The organism is Aeromonas intestinalis (assembly GCF_054052485.1).
In genome coordinates, this window is record NZ_JBSTYK010000013.1 from 53,687 (window position 1) to 76,240 (window position 22,554).

A 22,554-nucleotide genomic window follows, 5' to 3' on the forward strand; every position below is an offset into this window, starting at 1 on the left:
TTCCCTCATGTCACAAAAATCGGTTTCATCACTGCTTGTCCAATGAGGGGCCTGTCGGCGCCCATTGGGTGAATCTGCTTGCCCGCTAGGGCGCTGCCTGCTGCTGCAGGAAGAGCCCGGCCAGGGCGAGATCCTCGGGCCGGGTCACCTTGATGTTGTCGGCCCGCCCTTCGACCATGCGCACCGTGAAACCGGCGCGCTCCATGGCGGAGGCCTCGTCGGTGATGGCGGCCCCCAGGGCCAGCCCCTCTTCCAGCGCCCGCGTCAGGGGGGCGGTGGGGAACATCTGGGGCGTCAGAGCATGCCAGAGCTGCTCGCGCTCCACCGTCGCCAGAATGTTGCCGGCGGCGTCGGTGCGCTTCATGGTATCCCGCACCCGGCTGCCGAGGATGGCGCCATCACACGTCAATGCGCAGGCGATCAGGGCATCGAGATCCTCGTGGCGCAGGCAGGGGCGAGCAGCATCGTGCACCAGTACCCAGGGGGTCTTGACGACTCGCAGGGCATTGAGCACCGAGAAGGCACGCTCGGCCCCCCCTTCGACGCGCAGGATGCGGGGATCCGCCGCCACCGGCAGTCGTTCGAACCACTCATCCCCGAGTGAAACAGCGACAATAACCTGTTCAATCGCAGGATGGCACAATAAAACACCAAGGGTGTGCTCGAGTATGGTCTTGTCTGCCAGCGGCAGGTATTGCTTGGGGCAGTCGGCGCCCATCCGGCTGCCGACACCGGCTGCCGGCACGATCGCCGTCAGGCCGCTGACGATCAGCTCCTGAGGCAGATCAGTCATCGTAGGGCACTCCGTCCGGTTCCGTGACCTGGTCTTTTTCCTTGGGAATGATCCGGTAGAAGGTTTCGCCCTGTTTGATGTAACCCAGATCGTTGCGAGAGAGCTCCTCGATGGCCTCGAGGCCCGAGGTCAGATCGTCGATCTCGCGGTAAATCAGGTTGTTGCGGTCCTTGAGAACCAGGTTGTCCTGCTGCTGCCGATCGATGGCGCCGGAGAGTTCCCGATAGTCGGAGAGGCCGTTCTTCCCCAGCCAGAAGTCATATTGCAGCCCTCCCAACAGGAGGAGCAGGATTAGAGTGAGTAGCCGCATGCACTGAGTCTCCTTCAAGCGGCCTAGTTTCCCATATTCGCAGGCAAGACAAAAGAAAGCCGAAGCGCCAGATGGGCAAGGGAAATGAAAAATAGCGGGCTCGCCGCCGGATATGAAAAAGCCCCGCCAGATGGCGGGGCTTTCAACAGCACAAGTGCAGTCAGGCATTAAGCCTGGTTCTTCACTTCTTTCAGACCGCGGAACGGAGCCTTGGCACCCAGGGCTTCTTCGATACGGATCAGCTGGTTGTACTTGGCAACACGGTCAGAACGGCTCATGGAACCGGTCTTGATCTGGCCAGCAGCGGTACCCACGGCCAGGTCGGCGATGGTCGCGTCTTCGGTCTCACCGGAGCGGTGGGAGATGACGGCGGTGTAGCCAGCGTCTTTGGCCATCTTGATGGCGTTCAGGGTTTCGGTCAGGGAACCGATCTGGTTGAACTTGATCAGGATGGAGTTGGCGATGCCGTTGTCGATGCCGCGCTTCAGGATCTTGGTGTTGGTTACGAACAGGTCGTCACCCACGATCTGGATCTTGCTGCCCAGTTCCTTGGTCTGGTAGGCGAAGCCTTCCCAGTCGGATTCGTCCAGGCCATCTTCGATGGAGACGATCGGGAACTTGGTGGTCAGGTCGGCCAGGTAGTCAGAGAACTCGTTGGAGGTGAAGGTACGACCCTCGCCCTTCAGGTTGTACTCTTTCTTCTCGGCGTCGTAGAACTCGGAAGCCGCACAGTCCATGGCCAGGGTGATGTCGGTGCCCAGCTTGTAACCGGCAGCGGCAACGGCTTCGGCGATCACTTCCAGCGCTTCGGCGTTGGACTTCAGGTTCGGCGCGAAGCCGCCTTCGTCGCCCACGGCGGTAGCGTAGCCCTTGGCCTTCAGAACCTTGGCCAGGTTGTGGAACACTTCGGCACCCATGCGGATGGCTTCTTTCAGAGTCTTGGCGCCAACCGGCTGGATCATGAACTCCTGGATGTCGACGTTGTTGTCGGCGTGCTCACCACCGTTGATGATGTTCATCATGGGCAGCGGCATGGAGTAGACACCCGGGGTACCGTTCAGCTCGGCGATGTGAGCGTACAGCGGCAGGCCCTTGGAGGCAGCGGCAGCCTTGGCGGCAGCCAGGGAAACGGCCAGGATGGCGTTGGCGCCGAACTTGGATTTGTTCTCGGTACCGTCCAGATCGATCATGATCTGGTCCAGAGCGGCCTGTTCCTTGGCATCTTTGCCCAGCAGAGCCTGAGCGATCGGGCCGTTGACGGCTTCGACGGCTTTCAGCACGCCTTTACCCAGGAAACGGCTCTTGTCGCCGTCACGCAGTTCCAGCGCTTCGCGGGAACCGGTGGACGCGCCAGACGGAGCGGCTGCCATACCAACAAAACCACCTTCCAGGTGAACTTCGGCCTCAACGGTCGGGTTACCACGGGAGTCGATGATTTCACGACCGATCACTTTAACGATCTTGGACATGTGTATTTCCTCAGGTTTCGTAAAAAAACAACAAAAATATGCCAAAAAAAGCGGCTGCGGCACAGGGCCTCAACCGCATTTATTTTCAATTACTTCAGATTGCGCTTCTGGTACTCACCGGCAGCCTTCACAAAACCGGCAAACAGGGCGTGTCCATCACGAGGAGTCGAGGTGAACTCCGGGTGGAACTGCGCGGCAACAAACCAAGGGTGATCCGGGATCTCGATAATTTCCACCAGTTTCTTGTCGGCGGAGAGACCGGTCACCTGCAAACCGGCTGCTTCAATTTGCGGCAGCAGCTTGTTGTTCACCTCATAGCGGTGACGGTGACGCTCGTAAATGGTCGGGGAACCGTACATCTGGCGCACCTTGGAGCCTTCCACCAGGTGGCAGAGCTGGGAGCCCAGACGCATGGTGCCGCCCAGATCGGACTTCTCGCTGCGGGTCTCGACGTTGCCTTCCTCATCCACCCATTCGGTGATGAGACCGACTACCGGGAACGGAGAGTCTTTCTTGAATTCGGAGGAGTGGGCACCAGTCATGCCCGCCACGTTGCGGGCGAATTCGATCATGGCAACCTGCATGCCGAGGCAGATACCCAGGTAGGGGATCTTGTTCTCACGGGCATACTGGGCGGCCTGGATCTTGCCTTCCACGCCACGCTCGCCGAAGCCACCCGGTACCAGAATCGCGTCCAGACCTTCCAGCAGCTCGGCGCCACGGGTCTCGATGTCCTGGGAATCGATGTACTTGATGTTGACGGACAGACGGGTCTTGAGGCCACCGTGCTTCAAGGCTTCGTTGACGGACTTGTAGGCATCCGGCAGGGAGACATACTTGCCCACCATGCCGATGGTCACTTCCGCGGTCGGGTTGGCCTCTTCGTAGACCACCTGTTCCCACTCGGACAGATCTGCCTCTTTGCACTCCAGGCCGAAACGGGCGATGAAGTAGTCATCCAGATTCTGGGACTTGAGCAGGGCCGGGATCTTGTAGATGGAGTCCACGTCCTTCATGGAGATGACGGCGCGCTCCGGCACGTTGCAGAACAGGGCGATCTTGGCGCGCTCAACGGCCGGGATGGCGCGATCGGAGCGGCAGATCAGCACGTCCGGCTGGATCCCGATGGAGAGCAGCTCCTTCACGGAATGCTGGGTCGGCTTGGTCTTCACTTCGCCGGCGGCAGCCAGATAGGGAACCAGGGTCAGGTGCATGAACATGGCATTGTCGCGGCTCACTTCGGCGGCCAGCTGACGAATGGCTTCGAGGAACGGCAGGGACTCGATATCGCCCACGGTACCGCCCACTTCGACGATGGCCACCTGATGGCCTTCGGCACCGGCAATCACCCGCTCCTTGATGGCGTTGGTGATATGCGGGATCACCTGGATGGTGGCGCCCAGGTAGTCACCACGACGCTCTTTGCGCAGTACGTCGGCGTAGATGCGGCCGGTGGTGAAGTTGTTGCGGCGGGTCATCTTGGTGCGGATGAAACGCTCGTAGTGACCCAGATCCAGATCGGTCTCGGCCCCGTCCTCGGTAACGAACACTTCACCATGCTGGGTCGGGCTCATGGTGCCCGGATCCACGTTGATATAGGGGTCCAGTTTCATGATGGTCACATCCAGACCACGGGCTTCCAGAATGGCTGCCAGAGAAGCTGCGGCAATGCCTTTGCCGAGGGATGAAACAACGCCACCAGTCACAAAAATATATTTGGTCGTCATGCTGAACCTGAAAGAAGTTTAGGGAATTTTAAGGGGTGCTTCGGGGATGAAGCAGGACGGGGAAACAGTATACCAAAACCCCCACTCCCAAACAATGAACAAAAATCTATCAGGCTCCCCGCCCCCCCGTCTTGCGCCAAATCAACTTTGTTCGGTTTCTTTGGCCCTGTCCCAGGCGGCGTCGAGCTTCTCCAATGAGCAATCGGTCATTTTCAGCCCTTCGGCGGCAATAAACTGCTCAACCTGTCGAAAACGACGTTCGAACTTGGCATTGGCGGCCCGCAGTACCTGCTCCGGATCCTTGCCGAGATGGCGCACCAGGTTGACGGTGGCAAACAGCAGATCGCCAAGCTCATCGCTCACCCGCTCCTCGTTCACATCCACCATCAACGCCTCCTCCATCACCTCGTCGATCTCCTCGTGGATCTTGTCCACCACGGGGCCGAGGGTCTTCCAGTCAAAGCCGACGGTGGCGCAGCGCTTCTGGATCTTGGCCGCCCGGGTCAGGGCAGGCAGCGCCAGCGGAATGTCATCCAGCACGCTCTCCTTGTCCAACGCCGCCCGCTCCTTGGCCTTTTCCGCCTCCCAGTTCACCTTGACCGCCTGCTCGTCATCGAGGTCGGCATCGGAAAACACATGGGGATGACGGCGAATGAGCTTCTCGCTCACGGTGTCGACGATGTCGGCGAAATCGAACAGCCCCTGCTCCTTGCCGAGCTGGGCGTAGAACACCACCTGGAACAGCAGATCCCCGAGCTCCCCCTTCAACCCTTCCCAATCCTGAGTCTCGATGGCATCGGCCACCTCGTAGGCCTCCTCCAGGGTGTGGGGCACTATGGTCTGGAAGCTCTGTTTCAGGTCCCAGGGGCAACCCCCGTCCGGATCCCGCAATTGGGCCATGATGTCGAGCAGCTTGGGGAGGTCATAAGGTTGGGTCATGGTCGTGTCACTTCATCAAATGGGGTCATCAAGAACAACCGGCCACAGGGGCCGGTTGGTGTGTATCACAGGCGCTTGGCGCTGATCACGTCGTTGAGCTGGCTGAGCTTGGCGAGCGCCCGGTTGAAGGCGTTGATGTTGTAGATCTCCAGCTCCATGTCGATTTCGGCGGTCTGTTCGCGCACATTGGAGCGTGAACGCACCCCCATGACGTTGATCTTCTCGTTGGCGAGCACGGTGGTGATATCCCGCAGCAGACCGGATCTGTCGTTGGAGAGGATGCGGATGGTGAGGCCATAGCCGCCGGAGTAGTTCTCCCCCCAGACCGCTTCGATGAGCCGCTCCGGGTTGCGACGGGAGAGCTCCTTGAGCTGCTCGCAGTCATCCCTGTGGATGGAGACGCCGCGCCCCATGGTGATGAAGCCCTGGATGCTGTCCCCCGGGATGGGCTGGCAGCAGCGGGCGATGTGGGTCATCAGGTTGCCGACCCCTTCCACCACGATGTGATCCTTGGGTTTGGGGCGGAACGGCACGTTGGCCTTCTGCTCCAGCTTCTCCAGCAGGCGGCGGTCTTCCTCCTCCGCCGTCGGCTTGTTGTAGCGGGTATCCAGGTAGTTCAGCAGCTGGTTGATGCGGATGTCGCCGCTGCCGATGCCCGCCAGCAGATCCTCGAGTTCCTCCGCGTGGAAGCGCTCGAGCACCACCTTGTCCACCTTGGCGAGGGTGAGGTTGTGCCTGTCCAGTTCCTTTTCCAGCAGCTCCTTGCCGGCGGCGATGTTCTTGTCCCGATCCAGCTTCCTGAACCAGGTGGCCACCTTGGCCCGCGCCCGGCTGGAGCGCAGGAAACCGGCGTTGGGGTTCATCCAGTCGCGGCTCGGGTTCGGCTCCTTCTGGGTGATCACCTCCACCTGGTCACCGGTCTGCAGGGTGTAGGTGAAGGGAACGATGCGGCCGTCTATCTTGGTGCCGATGCAGCGGTGGCCGATCATGCTGTGAACGTGATAGGCGAAGTCCAGCGGGGTGGCGCCGGCAGGCAGATCGATCACATCCCCCTTGGGAGTGAAGACATAGACTCTGTCCTCGAACACCTGACTGCGCAGATCGTCCAGCAGGGAGCCGCTTTCCGACAGATCCTCCTGCCAGGCGAGGAGCTTGCGCAGCCACTCGATCTTGTCCTCGAAGGTGTTGGTCTTGGCCGCAGCCTGGGCCCCTTCCTTGTAGCGCCAGTGGGCAGCGACGCCGAGCTCCGCATCCTGATGCATCTGCTCGGTGCGGATCTGGATCTCTACCGTCTTGCCCTCTTCCCCCACCACCACGGTGTGGATGGACTGGTAGCCGTTGGGCTTGGGGTTGGCGACATAGTCGTCGAATTCACGGGGAATGTGGTGGAAGTGGGTGTGGACGATGCCGAGGGCCGCGTAGCAATCCTGCAGCCGCTTGGTCACCACCCGCACCGCGCGCACGTCGAACAACTCGTTGAATTCGAGGTGCTTCTTCTGCATCTTGCGCCAGATGCTGTAGATGTGTTTCGGTCGGCCATAGACCTCGGCCTCGACCCCGGCCTCCGCCAGCGCATCACGCAGGGTCTGCACGAATTCGCGGATGTAGCGTTCCCGATCGAGGCGTTTCTCGTCGAGCTGCTTGGCGATCTGCTTGTAGGTGTCCGGGTGCAAGTAACGGAAAGCGAGATCTTCGAGCTCCCACTTGAGCTGACCGATACCGAGCCGGTTGGCCAGCGGCGCATAGATGTTGGTGATCTCCTGGGCCATCAGCACCCGGGTCTCCTCATCCGCCTTCTTGGCTTCCCGCAGGCAGGCGATCCGCTCCGCCAGCTTGATCACCACGGCACGCACGTCCTCGACCATGGCGAGCAGCATGCGGCGCACGTTGTCCACCTGTTCCGGCGAGGTTTCGCTGCGGTGCAGGGTCTGCAGGGAGCGGATGGCCTCCATCTCCAGCACCCCTTCCACCAGCTTGGCGATCTTGGGGCCGAAGTCCTCTTCCACCTTCTCCTGCTTGATGAGACCGGCTTCGACGAAGGGATAGAGGATGGCGGCCTTGAGGGTGGCGAGATCCATGCTGAGCATCAGCAATATGCCCACCATCTCGACGCCACGCACCAGCAAGCGGTTGGTGAGCCCCTCGTCGCCTAGGGTCAGGCAAAACTGGTAGACGGTTCGCAGCTGATTCTTGTCGCTTTCACTCAACCCGAGTGAATTGACCCACTCTTCGAGGGTGAAGTTGTCCTTCAAATGAATATCGCGTACCGCAACCATGGTATCAATCCTTAAAAGTGTGGGGCCAAAAGCCGTGCGCCCCTCATCAGCTGACGATTGCCTCAAATGGGGATAAATGGTCGACTTTTCAAGGCATATCACCCATCAGGGCAACAGGAGCCTCCCACCTGTCCGGCCAATTTTCGACGCTCTAGATTACCCTAATCACCCTGCTCACACAGCATCCGGCATTCAGGAACAGGGAGATAAGTCTGCCTGTCCCCCTTCCTGTATAACGTCGCTCAGCCTCGCTCAAACAGCGCCATGGACTCCAGATGGCCGGTGTGAGGGAACATGTCCAGCATGCCCAGGCGGGTCAGTCGATAACCCTGCTTCACCAGCACCTGGCTGTCACGGGCCAGGGTGACCGGGTTACAGGAGACATAGACCACCCGTTTCGGGGAAAGTGCCGCCACGTGGCTCATCACCTCCAGGGCGCCGGGGCGAGCTGGATCCAGCAGTACCAGATCGAAGCCTTCCCGCGCCCAGGACATGCCTTTGATGTCACCACTCAAGTCCGCCTTGAAGAAACGGGCGTTGTCGATGCCGTTGCGACGGGCGTTTTCCTGGGCCCGGGCCACCATGGCGAGATCCCCTTCAACCCCCACCACTTCCCGGGCCTGGCGGGCCAGGGGCAAGGTGAAGTTGCCGATGCCGCAGAACAGATCCAGCACCTTGTCATCCGGGGTGGTGCCGAGCCAGTTCAGAGCCTGATTGACCATGGCCTGGTTGATGGGGCCGTTGACCTGGATGAAGTCCCCCGGGGCAAATGCAAGAGACAGGCCATCGAGAGAGTAGCTCGGCTGGAATTGTTGACGCAGGGGTTCTATCTGTTCGTCCGCGGCCTGCAGGTAGAGATCGATCCCCTGATCTTGCGCGAATTCGATCAGCATGGCCCGGTCGGTCTCGTTCGGCCGGCCGGTGTGGCGCAGCAGCATCAGGATCCCCTGCTCCGCCTGAATGAGCTCCGCATGGCCCAGTTCACGCTGGCTTTTGAGGCGATTGAGGCAATCGCGCAGCGGGTTGATGAGGGCGGAGAGAGGCTCGGCCAGCACGGGACAGCCCTGGATTTCCACCAGGTCATTGGACTGGCGGCGACGGAAACCGACCCGGGTACAGCGGCCATTCTTGTCAAACTTGATGGCCAGCCGGCAGACCCGGCGGTAAGAGCGGGACTCCCCGTTGAGAGCGGGTTCGAGGGGCGGCGGCTGGATGTTGCCAAGACGTTCGAACAGGCTGACCAGGCCGGCCTCCTTGGCCCCTTGCTGATCCGCCTCGGACAGGTGCTGGGTGCTGCAACCACCGCATTCCCGGTAATGAGCGCAGAAGGGGTCGATCCGATTGGCCGCCGGGGTGACGACCTGCTGCAGGGCTCCGTGGGCGTACTGCTTCTTGTCATCCAGGATGCGAACCTTGACCCGTTCACCGGGCAGCGCCCCTTCGACGAAGATCGCCTTGCCCTGATGACGGCCGACGCCAACACAGTGGTGGTCCAGACTGTCTACCGTAAATTCAATACGTTGGGGCTGGGTGGATTTCTTTTGGGGCTTGAAAAACTGGGCCATAAAACTTGGTGCCTATAGGTGGCTATGTCATGATTGTGAGGTCTGCAGCAGGTCATTGTCCCACAAGAATAATAGTATGACCAAATGCGGCCTCGGGGCCCGTGCTGTCATGACCTCACCCTATGTCAGTCCTCTTCGTCGGCGGTTTATCAGCATGACCAGATATGGCCTTCACGCCAGTGCGGCAATGACCCTCGTATCCGCCCTCATCCCCAACGGGTTATCAGCATGACCAGATATGGCCTCAGAGCCAGGGTGCTGGCCTTCACCATCTTGCCCACCCTCATCATCGGCGGTCTGATTGCCGGTTATTTCACCTTCCACCGCTACCAGCAGTTGGAAAGCAGCCTGATCGATCAGGGCATCAACATCATAGAACCCCTGGCGATTGCCAGTGAGTACGGTATGACCCAGCACAGTCGCGAATCCCTCAAGCGGCTGATCGGGCTCACCCATCGCAAGAATTCCCCCTTCATCAAGTCCATCGCCGTCTTCACCCAGGACAACCAGCTGTTCGTCACCTCCAACTACCACAGGGACTTCGGCCAGCTGCGCCTGCCCGATGGCAGCGCCATCCCGGAGCTCACCAGCGTCTCCTTCAACGGCGATGATATCATACTGCGCACCCCCATTCAGGCGGAGACCAGCCTGGACGGCTTCCCGCTGCCGAGCGATCTGGAACCGCCGGTGATCGGCTACATCTCCATGCAGCTCGCCACCGACAGGGCCATCGTCCTGCAATACCGGGATGCCTTCTTCGCCGTGGTCATGGTGCTCATCGGCCTGGCCATCAGTACCCTGTTCGGGTTCAGGCTGGTCAAGAGCGTGACCCAACCCATCACCGACATGGTGCAAGCGGTGCACCGGATCAGGGAGGGGCGACTCGATACCCGGGTCAGCGGCCAGCTCACCGGCGAGCTGGACATGCTGAAAAACGGCATCAATGCCATGGCCAAGGCGCTCTCCGAATATCACGAGGAGATGCAGCAGAACATCGACCAGGCCACCTCGGATCTGCGGGAGACCCTGGAGCAGATAGAGATCCAGAACGTCGAGCTCGACATGGCGAAAAAACGTGCCCAGGAGGCCGCCAGGGTCAAGTCCGAATTCCTGGCCAACATGTCCCACGAGCTGCGCACCCCCTTGAACGGCGTCATCGGCTTCACCCGTCAGCTGCTCAAGACCAGTCTGACCCCGAGTCAGACCGACTACATGCAGACCATCGAGAAGTCGGCCCGCAACCTGCTCGGCATCATCAACGACATCCTCGACTTCTCCAAGCTGGAGGCGGGCAAGCTGCAGCTCGAGCATATCCCGTTCAGCCTGCGCGACACCCTGAACGAGACCATGCATCTGCTGGGCCCGAGTGCCCACGACAAGCAGCTGGAACTCTCTCTGCAGGTGGATGCCGAGGTGCCGGACTACCTCACCGGCGACCCCATGCGCCTGCAGCAGGTGCTGACCAACCTCACCGGCAACGCCATCAAGTTCACCGAGCGTGGCAACGTGGATGTTCGCATCGAGCAGCTCGAGGCCGGCAATGGCCTCCATGCCGGCAAGAAGGTACGGCTCCGGGTGCTGATCCACGATACCGGCATCGGCATCTCGGAAGAGCAGCAGCGCCAGCTGTTCCAGGCGTTCAACCAGGCCGACTCCTCCATCTCCCGCCGCTATGGCGGCACCGGCCTCGGCCTCGTCATCACCCAGAAGCTGGTGCAGCAGATGGGGGGGCAGATCCGCTTCGAGTCCGAACTTGGCAAGGGTTCCATCTTCTCCTTCAACCTGGAACTCGACGTCTCTCCCCTGCCCCAGACCGAGCGGCTGCCACTGGATCGCATCCAGGGCAAGCGGGTCTGGCTGCTGGAGCCGGATCCCTTCGCCCACGCCTCCCTGCATGCCCTGCTGGCCGAATGGCAGCTGGATGTGCACTCCCTCGGCATGGACGACGACTGGCCCGACATGAGCCGCCAGGATGTGGTGATCATCGGCAGCAGCACCCAGCATCCTCCCCAGCAGGTGATCGCCCGCCTCGATGGCCTCGGCGACGCCCAGAACACCATAGTGGTGCTGAGCAGCCACGAGCCCGCCCTGTATGACGCCATGCAGGCCCACGGTGCCCAGCACTGCCTCTCCAAACCCATCAACCATCGCAAGTTGCTGCACGCCCTGCTCTCCCCCGAGACCGCCAGAGACGCCCGGCTGCCCGTCCCCGTCACGCCTCCCGAGCCGGCTATCAAGGTGCAGGAGGTCAAGGTACTGGCGGTGGATGACAATGCCGCCAACCTCAAGCTCATCGCCGCCATGCTCAAGGAGATGGTGAGCCAGGTGGTGGTGTGCAAGAACGGCAAGGAGGCGGTCAGCCTGGCCCAGAGCCAGCCGTTCGACATCATCTTCATGGACATACAGATGCCGATCATGGATGGCATCAGCGCCACCCAGGCCATTCGTCGCCACTCCCTCAACATGGAGACCCCCATAGTCGCGGTCACCGCCCACGCCATCCCGGGGGAGCGGGAGCGCTTGATCCGCCAGGGCATGGATGACTATCTGGCCAAGCCCATCGACGAGAGCATGCTGGCCCAGCTCATCACCGACTTCGCCCATCGCCGCCACCAGAATCACGGGGACGAGCAGATAGACTGGGCCCTCGCCGTGCGCCAGGCCGCCGGCAAGACGGAGCTGGCACGGGAGATGCTGACCATGCTGCTGGCCAGCTTCGACGAGGTGGAGCCTCTGCTGGAGTCCGCCCTCGCGGGGCAGGCCGACGATGCCGAGGTGCTGGCCCAGTTGCATCGCCTCAACGGTGGTTGCGCCTACTCCGGTGTCCCCGGCCTGCAGCGCCTGCTCTCCCAGCTGGAGCAGCAGTTGCGGGACGGTGTGCCGGTGAGCGAGCTGGAGCCCGAATTGCTGGAATTGCAGGATGCGCTGGCGCAGGTGCGTCAGGAGGCACCACGCTATCTCGATGCGAGCGAATGACGCGCTTTTTCTGACGCACAGCCCGGTAAATGGTAGAGTTGCGCCGTTTTTTACAGGAGTCAGCATGACCAACAACGATATTCTGCGCCGTCTGCGCTACGCCCTCACCATCAGCAACGATCAGATGGTCGAGATGTTTGCCAAGGGCAACCTGACCGTCACCCATGCCCAGTTGCACGGCTGGCTGCTGAAAGAGGCGGCGGAAGGCGAAGCGCAAGATCCGGGCTTCATGGCCTGTCCGGATTCGGCGCTGAGCCAGTTCCTCGACGGTTTCATCGCCCTGCGTCGCGGCGTGCGCGAGGATGCGCCGCCCCAGGTGATCCCGAACCGGATCAACAACAACCTGATCCTGCGCAAGCTGCGCATCGGCCTGAACTACAAGGAAGAGGACATGCTGGGCACCCTCAAGCTCGCCAACTTCAACCTCTCCAAGTCCGAGCTGAGCGCCCTGTTCCGCGCCAAGGATCACAAGCACTATCAGGATTGCGGGGATCAGATCCTGCGCAACTTCCTGATCGGCCTCACCGCCAAGCATCGCGCTTGACATAGCCGCCGCGCCTGAGCCATGGACCAGCGCCCCCGCTCACCCTCAGCCCTCATCAGGATGGCCGGTGAGCTGCGCTGGTCGCTCTGCCTGCTGCTTCTGCTGCTGGGGGCCTGTCAGCCCACCCCCTACCATCTCGATACCCGCCATGCCAGCGCCAGCCAGAATGGCCGCATCGCCTTCCTGATCCTGCACTACACGGACGAAGACGATGCCCACTCCCTGCGCCTGCTGACGGAGCCTCAATACAAGGTGAGTGCCCACTATCTGGTGCCACGGGATATCGAACAGAGCCCGCTGCCGGTCTACCAGCTGGTGCCCGACGATAGGCGCGCCTGGCATGCCGGTCGCAGCCGCTGGCACCAGTATGCCGGCCTCAATGCCAGCTCGCTCGGCATCGAGATCGTGAACCTCGGCTATGACGAGAAAGAAGCCGCGCTCCCCGCGCACCTGCGCCACTGGCAGCCCTTCACCCGGGCCCAGATCGCCGCAGTCGGCGCCCTGGCGCGGGATCTGGTGACGCGCCATCAGATCCCGCCGACCCAGGTGCTGGCCCACAGTGACATCGCCCCCGATCGCAAGCAGGATCCCGGACCCCTCTTTCCCTGGCGCGAGCTCGCCCTGGACTACGGGGTCGGCGCCTGGCCCGACGAGGACAGGGTCACCGCCCTGCGCCAGAGCGCCCTGTCAGCCTGGGGTGCTCTCCAGTGGCAACAGCAGCTCGCCCGCTACGGTTATGGCATTGCCCCCAGCGGTCACTGGGATGAGCAGAGCCAGGCCGTGCTGCGCGCCTTCCAGCTCCACTTTCGCCCGGCGTTGGTGACCGGCGAGCCGGATGCCGAGTCTCAAGCCATTCTGATGGCGCTGCTGGAGCGTTACTTCCCGTCCCCCTGAATCGTTCTTCCTCCTCACCGGATGCCGAGTGCCAGCGAAATGCCTGATGGCATTGCGAAAACCTGACCTTCCGACGCGCTGGATCCCACCCAAAGTGGCGCCCAAAAACGACAAGGGACGCCGCGGCGTCCCTTGTTGATCCCGCTCTGGCGAGCAGACATCAGATCCCCTGACGGGCTTCCTGCATCAGCAGACGCATGTCGCTGACCGCCTTGGCCAGACCGTCGAAAGCGGCGCGGCCGATGATGGCGTGGCCGATGTTGAGCTCATAGAGCTCGGGGATGGCGGCGATGGCCTTGACGTTGTGATAGTGCAGGCCGTGGCCGGCATTCACCTTCAAGCCCTTGCCGACTGCATAGGAGGCCCCGGCGGCGATCCGTTTGAACTCGGCGTTGCGCTCCGCATCCGTGGTGGCGTCGGCGTAACGGCCGGTGTGGATCTCGATGAAGGGAGCCCCGCTCGCGGCGGCGGCATCGATCTGCAGATAATCCGCATCGATGAACAGGGAGACCTTGGCACCGACGGCGGCCAGGCGCGTGACCGCATCAGTCACCTTGTCCAGCTGACCGGCCACATCCAGCCCCCCTTCCGTGGTCACCTCGGTGCGCTTCTCCGGAACCAGGCAGACGAACTGGGGCTGGATGCGGCAGGCGATGCCGATCATCTCCTCGGTCACCGCCATCTCCAGGTTCATCCTGGTCTGGATGGTCTGACGCAGGATCTCCACGTCACGGTCGGTGATATGGCGGCGATCTTCCCGCAGGTGAACCGTGATGCCATCGGCACCGGCCTGCTCGGCCACGAAAGCGGCCTGTACCGGATCCGGGTACTGGGTGCCGCGGGCATTGCGCAGGGTGGCGATGTGATCGATGTTCACGCCCAGGTAGATCTCGCTCATTGCATACTCCTTGATACAGGTCATCTGTTCATTGTGGGTTGACGCCAGCGCCAGCCCCGGTTGTCCATGAGCCACCGGATGCGGGTTTTCCCTCCCATGTGGCAGCGATATATTCTTTAAAATTCAGGCTAGCCTACAGTAACTATCGAGAATATCGAACCTGTCAGCCTGAAACACTGCCCCTGCGCTTTAAAAACAGCTCCCGGCTCTTCAGCTGACGCTTGCCCAGATAGGGTTGCAACGCCAGTCGGCTGAAACGCTTGGCCGCCTGCAGCAAGGGAGGGGTATCGAAGCGCCCTTCGGCGAAGGCCAGCAGGTGAGCGCCGAGGAACAGGGTACGGGGATCCGGCGCCCGCTCGCAAGCCACAAAGCCGAGCTCCCGCTCGAAGCCGTAGAGCAGCTCGGGTTGAATGGGAGACTCGTCGTCGGCGGCATACTCGAAATCCACCGCATAGCCGAGCGCCTGCAGCAGCAGGAACTCGAAACGGCGCAGGGGCAGCTCCGGGGTTTCACCATCCGCCAGCGCCATGATGGCGCGGGCATAGGCGTCGAACACCTCGGGAAAAGGGGTATGGGCTTCGAGCAGGTAGTAGACCAGCTCGTTGAGATAGAGGCCGTAGAACAGCCGATCGCCGCCAAGCCGCAGGGAGTGATCCGGGCATTCTACCTGGGTGAGATTCTTGAGATCCCCCTTGCCACGCCAAGCGATGGTGAGCAGGGAGAACGGCTGCAACAGCCCCTTCAGAGGGGAGCGTGGCCCGCGAGAACCGCGAGCCACCAGGGTAAAGCGACCACTATCCTGGGTGAAAACCTCGACCAGCTGGCTGGTCTCCCGATAGGGCCGGCTGTGGATGACGAAAGCCGGGCTCAGCAACCGCTCGGCACCACTTAATCGTCGCCGTAACCGAGACTACGCAGGGCGCGCTCGTCGTCGGCCCAGCCGGATTTGACCTTGACCCAAAGCTCCAGGTGCACCTTGTTCTGGAACAGGCGTTCCATGTCGAGGCGCGCCTCGGTGCCGATGATCTTGATCTTCTCGCCCTTGTTGCCGATGACCATCTTCTTCTGGCCGTCGCGCTCGACCAGGATCAGGCCGTGGATGTGGTAGAGGCCGTTCTCCTCCACCTTGAAGCGCTCGATCTCCACGGTTACCGAGTAGGGCAGCTCCTCACCGGTGAAACGCATCAGCTTCTCGCGGATGATCTCGGAGGCCATGAAGCGGGAGGAGCGGTCGGTCACGTAATCTTCCGGGAAGAAGTGGACGTTTTCCGGCAGCAGATCCTTGGCCCACTCGCGGATCTTCTCCACGTTGGTGCCCTTCTCGGCGCTGATGGGCAGGATATGGGCGAAGTTCATCTGCTGGCCCAGCCACTCGAGGTGCGGCAGCAGATCCTCCTTCTCCTTGACGTTGTCGATCTTGTTGACCGCCAGCACCACGGGGCACTTGAGGTGGCGCAACTTGCCGAGCACCATCTCGTCGTCCTTGGTCCAGTGGGTACCGTCCACCATGAACACCACCATGGCCACGTCTCCGAGGGAGCTGGTGGCGGCGCGGTTCATCAGGCGGTTGATGGCCCGTTTCTCTTCGATGTGCAGACCCGGGGTGTCCACGTAGATGGTCTGGTAGTTCTCCTCGGTGTCGATCCCCAAAATCCGGTGACGGGTGGTCTGGGGTTTCTTCGAGGTGATGCTGACCTTCTGGCCAAGCAGCTTGTTGAGCAGGGTGGACTTGCCCACGTTGGGGCGGCCCACGATGGCGACGAAGCCGCAGTAAGTGGTATCTGTCATGACAATCTTTCCAATGCTTGCTGCGCGGCGGCTTGTTCAGCCTTGCGGCGGCTGGTACCGATCCCGACCAGGGGACCATCCAGGCCATCCACCTCGCACTGGACGGTGAACTCCTGATTGTGGGCCTCGCCCTTGACGTTGGTCACCGTGTAGGTCGGCAGGGATTTACGGCTTCCCTGCAAAATTTCCTGCAGCCGGGTCTTGGGATCCTTCTGCTCGATGCCGGGCTTGATCTCATCCAGGCGGCTGGCGTACCAGCCGAGCAACAGGGTTCGCACCGTCTCCAGATTGGTATCCAGATAGATGGCGCCGATCACCGCCTCGACCGTGTCGGCCAGGATCGACTCGCGGCGAAAACCGCCGCTTTTCAGCTCACCCGGCCCCAGGATCAGGTGATCCCCGAGATCGAACTCCCGGCCAAGCTCGGCCAAGGTCTTCTCCCGCACCAGGGTGGCGCGCATCCGGCTGAGATCCCCTTCCGCCGCTTGCGGGAAGCGATGGAAGAGGTCATCGGCAATCACCAGACTCAGGATGGAGTCACCCAGGAATTCCAGTCGCTCGTTGTGACGGGAGCCGGCGCTGCGGTGAGTCAGCGCCCGGGTCAGTCGTTCTTGATCCTGAAAGACATGCCCGAGACGGGACTGCAGTCTGTTCATCTTGATATTCATTTACTTGATTCCGCCAATGCGGTTGAAGCGCACACCGGTCGGCACCCAGCCTGGCAAACTGGAACCTTCCTCGCGCTCGAATTCGAAACTGATCCAGATGGCGACCGCCTTGCCCACCAGGTTCTCCTCGGGCACGAAGCCCCAGAAGCGACTGTCGGTGCTGTTGTCGCGGTTGTCACCCATCACGAAGTAGTGGCCTTCCGGCACCACCCACTCATCGGGGTAGGTACCCGGCTGACGATAGTAGCGATCCACCAGATCCGGCATGAGCGGATTGCGCAGGGTCTCGTGAGAGACATCGCCCAACTGCTCGGTATAGCGATCCAGCGGGATCCCCATCTGGCTGAACTCGCCACGTTGTTCAAACTTGACGTCGAGCTTCTTGAAGCCCGGGCACGTTTTCCCTGCCTGTTCGTCACACTTGGGCCGGATCATCAGCTCCTTGTTGCGATAGATGACCCTGTCTCCGGGCATGCCGACCACACGCTTGATGTAGTCGACCCGGGTATCCAACGGATACTTGAACACCACCACATCCCCGCGCTTGGGGGAACCAGTCTCGAGGAACTTGGTGTTGCTCACCGGATCCTTGAGGCCATAGGCAAACTTCTCCACCAGGATGAAGTCTCCCACCAGCAGGGTGGGCATCATGGAACCGGAGGGGATCTGGAACGGCTCGAAGATGAAGGAGCGCAGGATCAGCACCAGGGCAATGACCGGGAAGACCCCGCCGGTCTGTTCGATCCAGACCGGCATGGGGGCCACCTTGGCCAAGGTTTTCTCATCCACATTCGGGCCGGCATTGGCACGGGCAGCCGCTATCTTGGCCGCCCGTTGCTTGGACCAGACCAGCTTGTCGACGGTCCAGATGATGCCGGCCAGCAGGGTGACGACGACGAGGATCAGGGAAAAGGTGCTTGCCATCGATTAGTCCTTGCCTACGTGGAGAATCGCGAGGAAGGCCTCTTGCGGCACGTCGACACGGCCGAGAGACTTCATCCGCTTCTTGCCTTCTTTCTGCTTGTTCAGCAGCTTCTTCTTACGGCTCACGTCACCACCGTAACACTTGGCAGTCACGTCCTTGCGCAGGGCCTTGACCGTGCTGCGGGCGATGATCTGGTTGCCGATGGAAGCCTGGATGGCGATGTCGAACATCTGGCGCGGGATCAGCTCACGCATCTTCTCCACCACCTGGCGACCGCGGAACTGGGCGTTCTCCTTGTGGGTGATGATGGCCAGGGCGTCGACCCGCTCACCGTTGATCATGATATCCAGACGGACCATGTCGGAAGTTTCGAAGCGCTTGAAGCCGTAATCCAGAGAGGCGTAGCCGCGGCTGGTGGACTTCAGGCGGTCGAAGAAGTCGAGCACCACTTCCGCCATCGGGATTTCATAGGTCAGCGCCACCTGCTTGCCGTGATAGACCATGTTGGTCTGCACGCCACGCTTCTCGATGCAGAGGGTGATGACGTTGCCCATGTACTCCTGCGGCAGCAGGATGTGACACTCGGCGATGGGCTCGCGCATCTCTTTGATGTTGTTGACCGCCGGCATCTGGGCCGGGCTGTCGATGTGGATGGTCTCGCCGTTGTTCAGCTCGATCTGGTAGACCACGGTCGGCGCCGTGGTGATGAGGTCCAGATCGTACTCCCGCTCCAGCCGCTCCTGGATGATCTCCATGTGCAGCATGCCGAGGAAGCCACAGCGGAAGCCAAAGCCGAGCGCCGTGGAGCTTTCCGGCTCGAAGAACAGGGACGCATCGTTCAGGGAGAGCTTGTCCAGCGCGTCACGGAAGGACTCATAGTCGTCGCTGGAGATGGGGAACAGGCCCGCATAGACCTGCGGCTTCACCTTCTTGAAACCCGCCAGCGCCTTGTCGGCACCGTGCTTGGCCTGGGTCAGGGTATCGCCCACCGGCGCGCCGTGGATGTCCTTGATGCCGCAGACGACCCAACCTACCTCGCCACAACCCAGGCCCTGGGTATCCACCTGCTTGGGGGTGAAGATACCGATGCGATCCACGCCCCACACCTGACCGGTGCTCATGACCTTGATCTTGTCGTTCTTCTTGAGAGAACCGTTCTTGATCCGCACCAGGGAGACGACGCCGAGATAAGAGTCGAACCAGGAGTCGATGATCAGCGCCTGCAGCGGTGCATCGGGATCCCCTTCCGGCGACGGGATACGGGCCACGATCTCTTCGAGCACCAGATCCACACCGAGACCGGTCTTGGCGGAGCAGCGTACCGCGTCCATGGCATCGATGCCGACGATGTCTTCGATCTCTTCGGCGACACGCTCGGGTTCGGCGGCCGGCAGGTCGATCTTGTTCAGGACCGGTACCACTTCCAGATCCATTTCCATGGCGGTGTAGCAGTTGGCCAGAGTCTGTGCCTCAACCCCCTGACCGGCATCCACCACCAGCAGCGCCCCTTCACAGGCAGCCAGGGAGCGAGAAACCTCGTAGGAGAAATCCACGTGGCCCGGGGTGTCGATAAAGTTCAGCTGATAGGTGTTACCGTCTTGTGCCTGGTAGTTCAGGGTCACACTCTGCGCCTTGATGGTAATGCCGCGCTCGCGCTCCAAATCCATGGAGTCCAGCACCTGAGCCTGCATCTCGCGGTCGGACAGGCCGCCACAAGTCTGGATCAGACGGTCCGACAGGGTCGATTTACCGTGGTCGATGTGCGCAATAATCGAGAAGTTACGAATGTGTTTCATCGAGCAAGAATCACTCAAAATTAAGTTAGGGTCGGATATGAGGGCAGGATTTTACTGGATAACCCGGTCGACGGCCAATCTTTAGTCGACACAGGCCCGGAAATAGCGCCCTGGCGGCCATTTATCGCGCCAGGACCTGTATCTGCAGTAATACCTTGCCAGTCAGGAGAGATGGCGGGTGCTCAGCACCACACCGAGCATGCGGGGGCCATACTCCCCCTGCTCAAGCCTTGCGGAAAAGTAACGAACCAGTAAAAAACCCAGGGTTCCTCCCAGCAGGCAGCTGAGGATGGTGACCCCTTCCCCCGCCGAGAGCAGGGGTGCCAGCCAGAGTTGACCCAGCAGGGCGCCCAGCAACAAACAGAACAGCGGCAGCACATAGACCAGGGCTGCCCCGCGCAAGATGCTCGCCTGGGGGATGCCGAGGCGGATCTGCTGACCGACCATCACCTCCCCATTGAGGGCCACTTTGAGTCGCTGGGACTTCATCGGAAAAGCCTTGGCCACGGTACCTGTGCCGCAGTTGGACTGCTGGTGGCAGCCGCTGCAGGCGGAGCGCCGTTCGCACTCCACCCAGGCATAGTCCCCTTCGATGGCCACGACTGTCGCCAGCTCTTCGCTCATGTTACTCACCTGACGACTCCAGATTAACAGCCATGGATTTATCCAATCTGAACACGCCCGCCGCGCCTCGGCAAGTGGAATGAGAACGACTCGCCATGGGGATTACTGCACGGCCTCGTTGCGGGCCAGGGGTTGCACCGACTCGGCGATGCGTTTGGCGGTCTCGGCCGGCACCTCACCCACCACGGTGATCTCCACCCCCACCTCGTTGACATAGCTCACCAATGAGGTGGCCCCCTGCCGAATAAGCTGCTGGCGCACCGCCTGCTTGGGGTCGACCCGGGCGACGTAGACGGAGAGGTCCACCACGCCATCGGAGAGCATCATGTAGTCCACCGGCAAACTGGTGCTGACCAGCTGGTGTCTGTCCTGAGAGAGCACCTTGAAGCCGCTCGGCAGCCAGGTGAGGTGCCAGGCCAGGGTCTGCTGGGGAGTCGGATAGGCATCCTCCAGGGTCAGCGCCTCCGGCAACTTGCTCTTGGCCAGGGTCACCAGCCAGGGGGCCGGTGCAGACTGCCTGTCCAGATCCACCCCCAGCACCTGCTCAACCAGATTGCCTTCCCGATCGACCATGTCGATGCGCAGCAGCAGATGGCTCTGCTCGTCGATCCAGAGCACGAAACCGTATTTGTCCGCCTCTTTCGGGACCAGCCTCACCACCTGAGCCACCAGGCCGGCGACCCGGCTGCGACCCGCCAGCACGGGATCATAGCTCTCCAGCACCCTGGATAGCGGCATCTTCACCAGGGTCGACCAGACACCGGGGAAACGGGCGCCTTTCAGGGTGTAGGGCTCGTGGGTGTTCTCGAAGAAGGTGTACTCGTTCTGGCGCTGCAGGTATTCCACCGTCTTGCCGTCGAGATAGCTCAGATGAGCCACCTCCTTGCCATCGATGACCCCATGGCTGATGCGGATGGGTTCGAGGCGACCCTGGCGGGCCTTGACCATGGATAACTCGAAGTTCTGTTGTGAAACGGCACTCTGCATCTGCTGCAACACGGCCGCGGCCGACTGATCGGCGCCCGAGGCCTTGGCACAAATCAACAGAAGAGAGGCCAGCAGGATACGGCTGGACTGTCGCACGGTCTGATCCCTAAAAATGCGTTATTCCTGGATCTGCTTGTCTTGCAGCAGACGTTGTTGCAACTGGTGATCCCGCAGGAAGGCATTGACTCGCTCACGCTGCTCTTGCATCTGCTGCTCGTTCAGCCCTTGCTGGCGAGTCGTGGCGCGATTGCCCTCTTGCGGATAGTGGACGCTGACGGGAGTTGCGCTGCCACCGACAGGAATAGTGTTGAGCACGGGGTTATTCGGCACACCGTCCTGCCCCTGGTACTGCTGCACCCCGAAGATGACGGCGGCAGCCACGGAAGCGGCGATGGCATATTGCCCCACCTGCTGGCCGAAGCGGCGAAGCAGCGGTATCACCTTGGCACCGGTTTTCACCCCGGGAGCGGTTGAAGGTGCTGGCGCGGGAGCCAGTATGGTGGGTTCGTCTTCCAGTGCCAGCATGATGCTGTCACTGAGATCCAGTTGCAGATTGACCGGCAGGTCACCCCGCATGGCATCACCGATCAGATGGTAACGAGACCAGGTGTCCTGCATGGAGGGATCCGTTCCCAGCTCATTCAGTACCTTTATCTCGCTCAGGTCGCCATCCATCAGGGCTGAGATTTGCTCTTTATTTGCCATAAGTTTGCCTGTCTTTCCCCAGTTTAATTCTCGATCAGAGGTTGCAGCTTTTTATCGATTGCTTCCCTCGCCCGGAAGATACGGGATCTCACCGTTCCAACCGGACAATCCATGATCTCTGCAATCTCTTCGTAGCTCAGCCCTTCCAGTTCACGAAGGGTGATCGCTGTTCTCAAGTCTTCCGGCAAGGCTTCTATGGCGGTAAACACGGTGCGCTTGATCTCATCGGTCAGCGTCAGGTTTTCCGGGGTGGCCACCTCTTGCAAGGCTTCGCCCCCACCATAGTATTCAGCCTCATCGGCTTCGACATCACTGCTGGGCGGTCTGCGCCCCTGTGAGGTCAGGTAATTTTTGGCCGTATTGACGGCGATCCGGTACAACCAGGTGTAAAACGCGCTCTCGCCACGGAATGTCGGCAACGCACGGTAAGCCTTGATGAAAGCCTCCTGCGCCACATCCGGCACATCGCCCGGATTGTTGACATACCTGGCCACCAGATTGACCACCTTATGCTGGTATTTTTTTACCAACAGGTTGAATGCATTTTTATCGCCACGCTGGACCCGTTCAACCAGCTGTTCGTCCAGTAGATTCTGGTCGCTCATCAGAGCCGTAAAACCCCCATCAGGTTATCGTTTTTCTTTTCCGGCCCTTTCTAAGCGCACAAGTT

The 22,554-nt window shown here is 61.0% G+C and carries 20 protein-coding genes; 3 read left to right on the forward strand and 17 right to left on the reverse strand.

Translation table 11 applies throughout. The features are described 5' to 3' along the window. Positions 1–85: 85 nt before the first annotated feature. From ispD to rlmD, 7 genes are all read right to left on the reverse strand, one after another. On the reverse strand, positions 86–793 hold the full coding sequence (gene ispD / locus ACW5W7_RS16240) for a 2-C-methyl-D-erythritol 4-phosphate cytidylyltransferase (RefSeq protein ID WP_456502369.1): 708 nt from the start codon (positions 791–793) through the stop codon (positions 86–88). Then, positions 786–1,103: a cell division protein FtsB gene (gene ftsB, locus ACW5W7_RS16245; RefSeq protein ID WP_349921018.1), complete on the reverse strand. Its 318-nt coding sequence runs from the start codon at positions 1,101–1,103 to the stop codon at positions 786–788. The genes ispD and ftsB overlap by 8 nt, the downstream gene beginning before the upstream one ends. A gap of 167 nt (positions 1,104–1,270) precedes the next feature. After that, positions 1,271–2,572: a phosphopyruvate hydratase gene (gene eno, locus ACW5W7_RS16250; protein ID WP_349921017.1), complete on the reverse strand. Its 1,302-nt coding sequence runs from the start codon at positions 2,570–2,572 to the stop codon at positions 1,271–1,273. A gap of 89 nt (positions 2,573–2,661) precedes the next feature. Then, on the reverse strand, positions 2,662–4,299 hold the full coding sequence (pyrG, locus tag ACW5W7_RS16255; protein ID WP_456502370.1) for a glutamine hydrolyzing CTP synthase: 1,638 nt from the start codon (positions 4,297–4,299) through the stop codon (positions 2,662–2,664). Positions 4,300–4,440: 141 nt separating this feature from the next. After that, complete coding sequence (mazG, locus tag ACW5W7_RS16260; protein ID WP_349921015.1) at positions 4,441–5,238, reverse strand: nucleoside triphosphate pyrophosphohydrolase; 798 nt, start codon at positions 5,236–5,238, stop codon at positions 4,441–4,443. Between the two features lie 65 nt (positions 5,239–5,303). Then, positions 5,304–7,514, reverse strand: coding sequence for a GTP diphosphokinase (gene relA / locus ACW5W7_RS16265; RefSeq protein ID WP_456502371.1), 2,211 nt, complete (start codon positions 7,512–7,514; stop codon positions 5,304–5,306). 242 nt (positions 7,515–7,756) lie between these two features. Beyond that, complete coding sequence (rlmD, locus tag ACW5W7_RS16270) at positions 7,757–9,079, reverse strand: 23S rRNA (uracil(1939)-C(5))-methyltransferase RlmD (protein ID WP_456502372.1); 1,323 nt, start codon at positions 9,077–9,079, stop codon at positions 7,757–7,759. Positions 9,080–9,307: 228 nt separating this feature from the next. Between rlmD and barA the strand changes: the two genes are divergently transcribed. The 3 genes from barA (at position 9,308) to ACW5W7_RS16285 (ending at position 13,493) form a co-directional block, all read left to right on the forward strand. After that, positions 9,308–12,055 (forward strand): two-component sensor histidine kinase BarA, encoded by a 2,748-nt coding sequence (gene barA / locus ACW5W7_RS16275; protein ID WP_456502373.1) that lies wholly within the window; start codon positions 9,308–9,310, stop codon positions 12,053–12,055. A 64-nt stretch (positions 12,056–12,119) separates the two neighbouring features. Continuing rightward, positions 12,120–12,599 (forward strand): DUF1456 family protein, encoded by a 480-nt coding sequence (locus ACW5W7_RS16280; protein ID WP_434665670.1) that lies wholly within the window; start codon positions 12,120–12,122, stop codon positions 12,597–12,599. A 21-nt stretch (positions 12,600–12,620) separates the two neighbouring features. Then, on the forward strand, positions 12,621–13,493 hold the full coding sequence (locus ACW5W7_RS16285; RefSeq protein ID WP_456502374.1) for an N-acetylmuramoyl-L-alanine amidase: 873 nt from the start codon (positions 12,621–12,623) through the stop codon (positions 13,491–13,493). 160 nt (positions 13,494–13,653) lie between these two features. On the opposite strand, the gene pdxJ is transcribed toward ACW5W7_RS16285, so the two are convergent. The 10 genes from pdxJ to rpoE all read right to left on the reverse strand — a co-directional run bounded on the left by pdxJ (position 13,654) and on the right by rpoE (position 22,489). Then, positions 13,654–14,391 (reverse strand): pyridoxine 5'-phosphate synthase, encoded by a 738-nt coding sequence (pdxJ, locus tag ACW5W7_RS16290; protein WP_456502375.1) that lies wholly within the window; start codon positions 14,389–14,391, stop codon positions 13,654–13,656. A 163-nt stretch (positions 14,392–14,554) separates the two neighbouring features. After that, positions 14,555–15,265: a DNA repair protein RecO gene (gene recO / locus ACW5W7_RS16295; RefSeq protein ID WP_434665662.1), complete on the reverse strand. Its 711-nt coding sequence runs from the start codon at positions 15,263–15,265 to the stop codon at positions 14,555–14,557. A gap of 14 nt (positions 15,266–15,279) precedes the next feature. Beyond that, positions 15,280–16,179 (reverse strand): GTPase Era, encoded by a 900-nt coding sequence (gene era / locus ACW5W7_RS16300; RefSeq protein WP_456502376.1) that lies wholly within the window; start codon positions 16,177–16,179, stop codon positions 15,280–15,282. Beyond that, a complete protein-coding gene (rnc, locus tag ACW5W7_RS16305; RefSeq protein ID WP_456502377.1) occupies positions 16,176–16,847 on the reverse strand; it encodes a ribonuclease III in 672 nt (223 codons plus the stop codon). The genes era and rnc overlap by 4 nt, the downstream gene beginning before the upstream one ends. Further along, on the reverse strand, positions 16,848–17,771 hold the full coding sequence (lepB, locus tag ACW5W7_RS16310; RefSeq protein WP_456502378.1) for a signal peptidase I: 924 nt from the start codon (positions 17,769–17,771) through the stop codon (positions 16,848–16,850). It lies immediately after the preceding gene. 3 nt (positions 17,772–17,774) lie between these two features. Continuing rightward, positions 17,775–19,568: a translation elongation factor 4 gene (gene lepA / locus ACW5W7_RS16315; RefSeq protein WP_349921003.1), complete on the reverse strand. Its 1,794-nt coding sequence runs from the start codon at positions 19,566–19,568 to the stop codon at positions 17,775–17,777. Positions 19,569–19,730: 162 nt separating this feature from the next. Beyond that, positions 19,731–20,192, reverse strand: a complete 462-nt coding sequence (locus tag ACW5W7_RS16320; protein ID WP_456502420.1) for a SoxR reducing system RseC family protein — start codon at positions 20,190–20,192, stop codon at positions 19,731–19,733. Between the two features lie 102 nt (positions 20,193–20,294). Then, positions 20,295–21,275 (reverse strand): MucB/RseB C-terminal domain-containing protein, encoded by a 981-nt coding sequence (locus ACW5W7_RS16325; RefSeq protein WP_456502379.1) that lies wholly within the window; start codon positions 21,273–21,275, stop codon positions 20,295–20,297. A 21-nt stretch (positions 21,276–21,296) separates the two neighbouring features. Beyond that, positions 21,297–21,884, reverse strand: a complete 588-nt coding sequence (locus ACW5W7_RS16330; protein WP_456502380.1) for a sigma-E factor negative regulatory protein — start codon at positions 21,882–21,884, stop codon at positions 21,297–21,299. Positions 21,885–21,907: 23 nt separating this feature from the next. Next, the gene (gene rpoE, locus ACW5W7_RS16335) at positions 21,908–22,489 is read right to left on the reverse strand and encodes an RNA polymerase sigma factor RpoE (RefSeq protein WP_349921000.1); all 582 of its coding nucleotides are present in this window, start codon (positions 22,487–22,489) and stop codon (positions 21,908–21,910) included. Between the last annotated feature and the right edge of the window lie 65 nt (positions 22,490–22,554).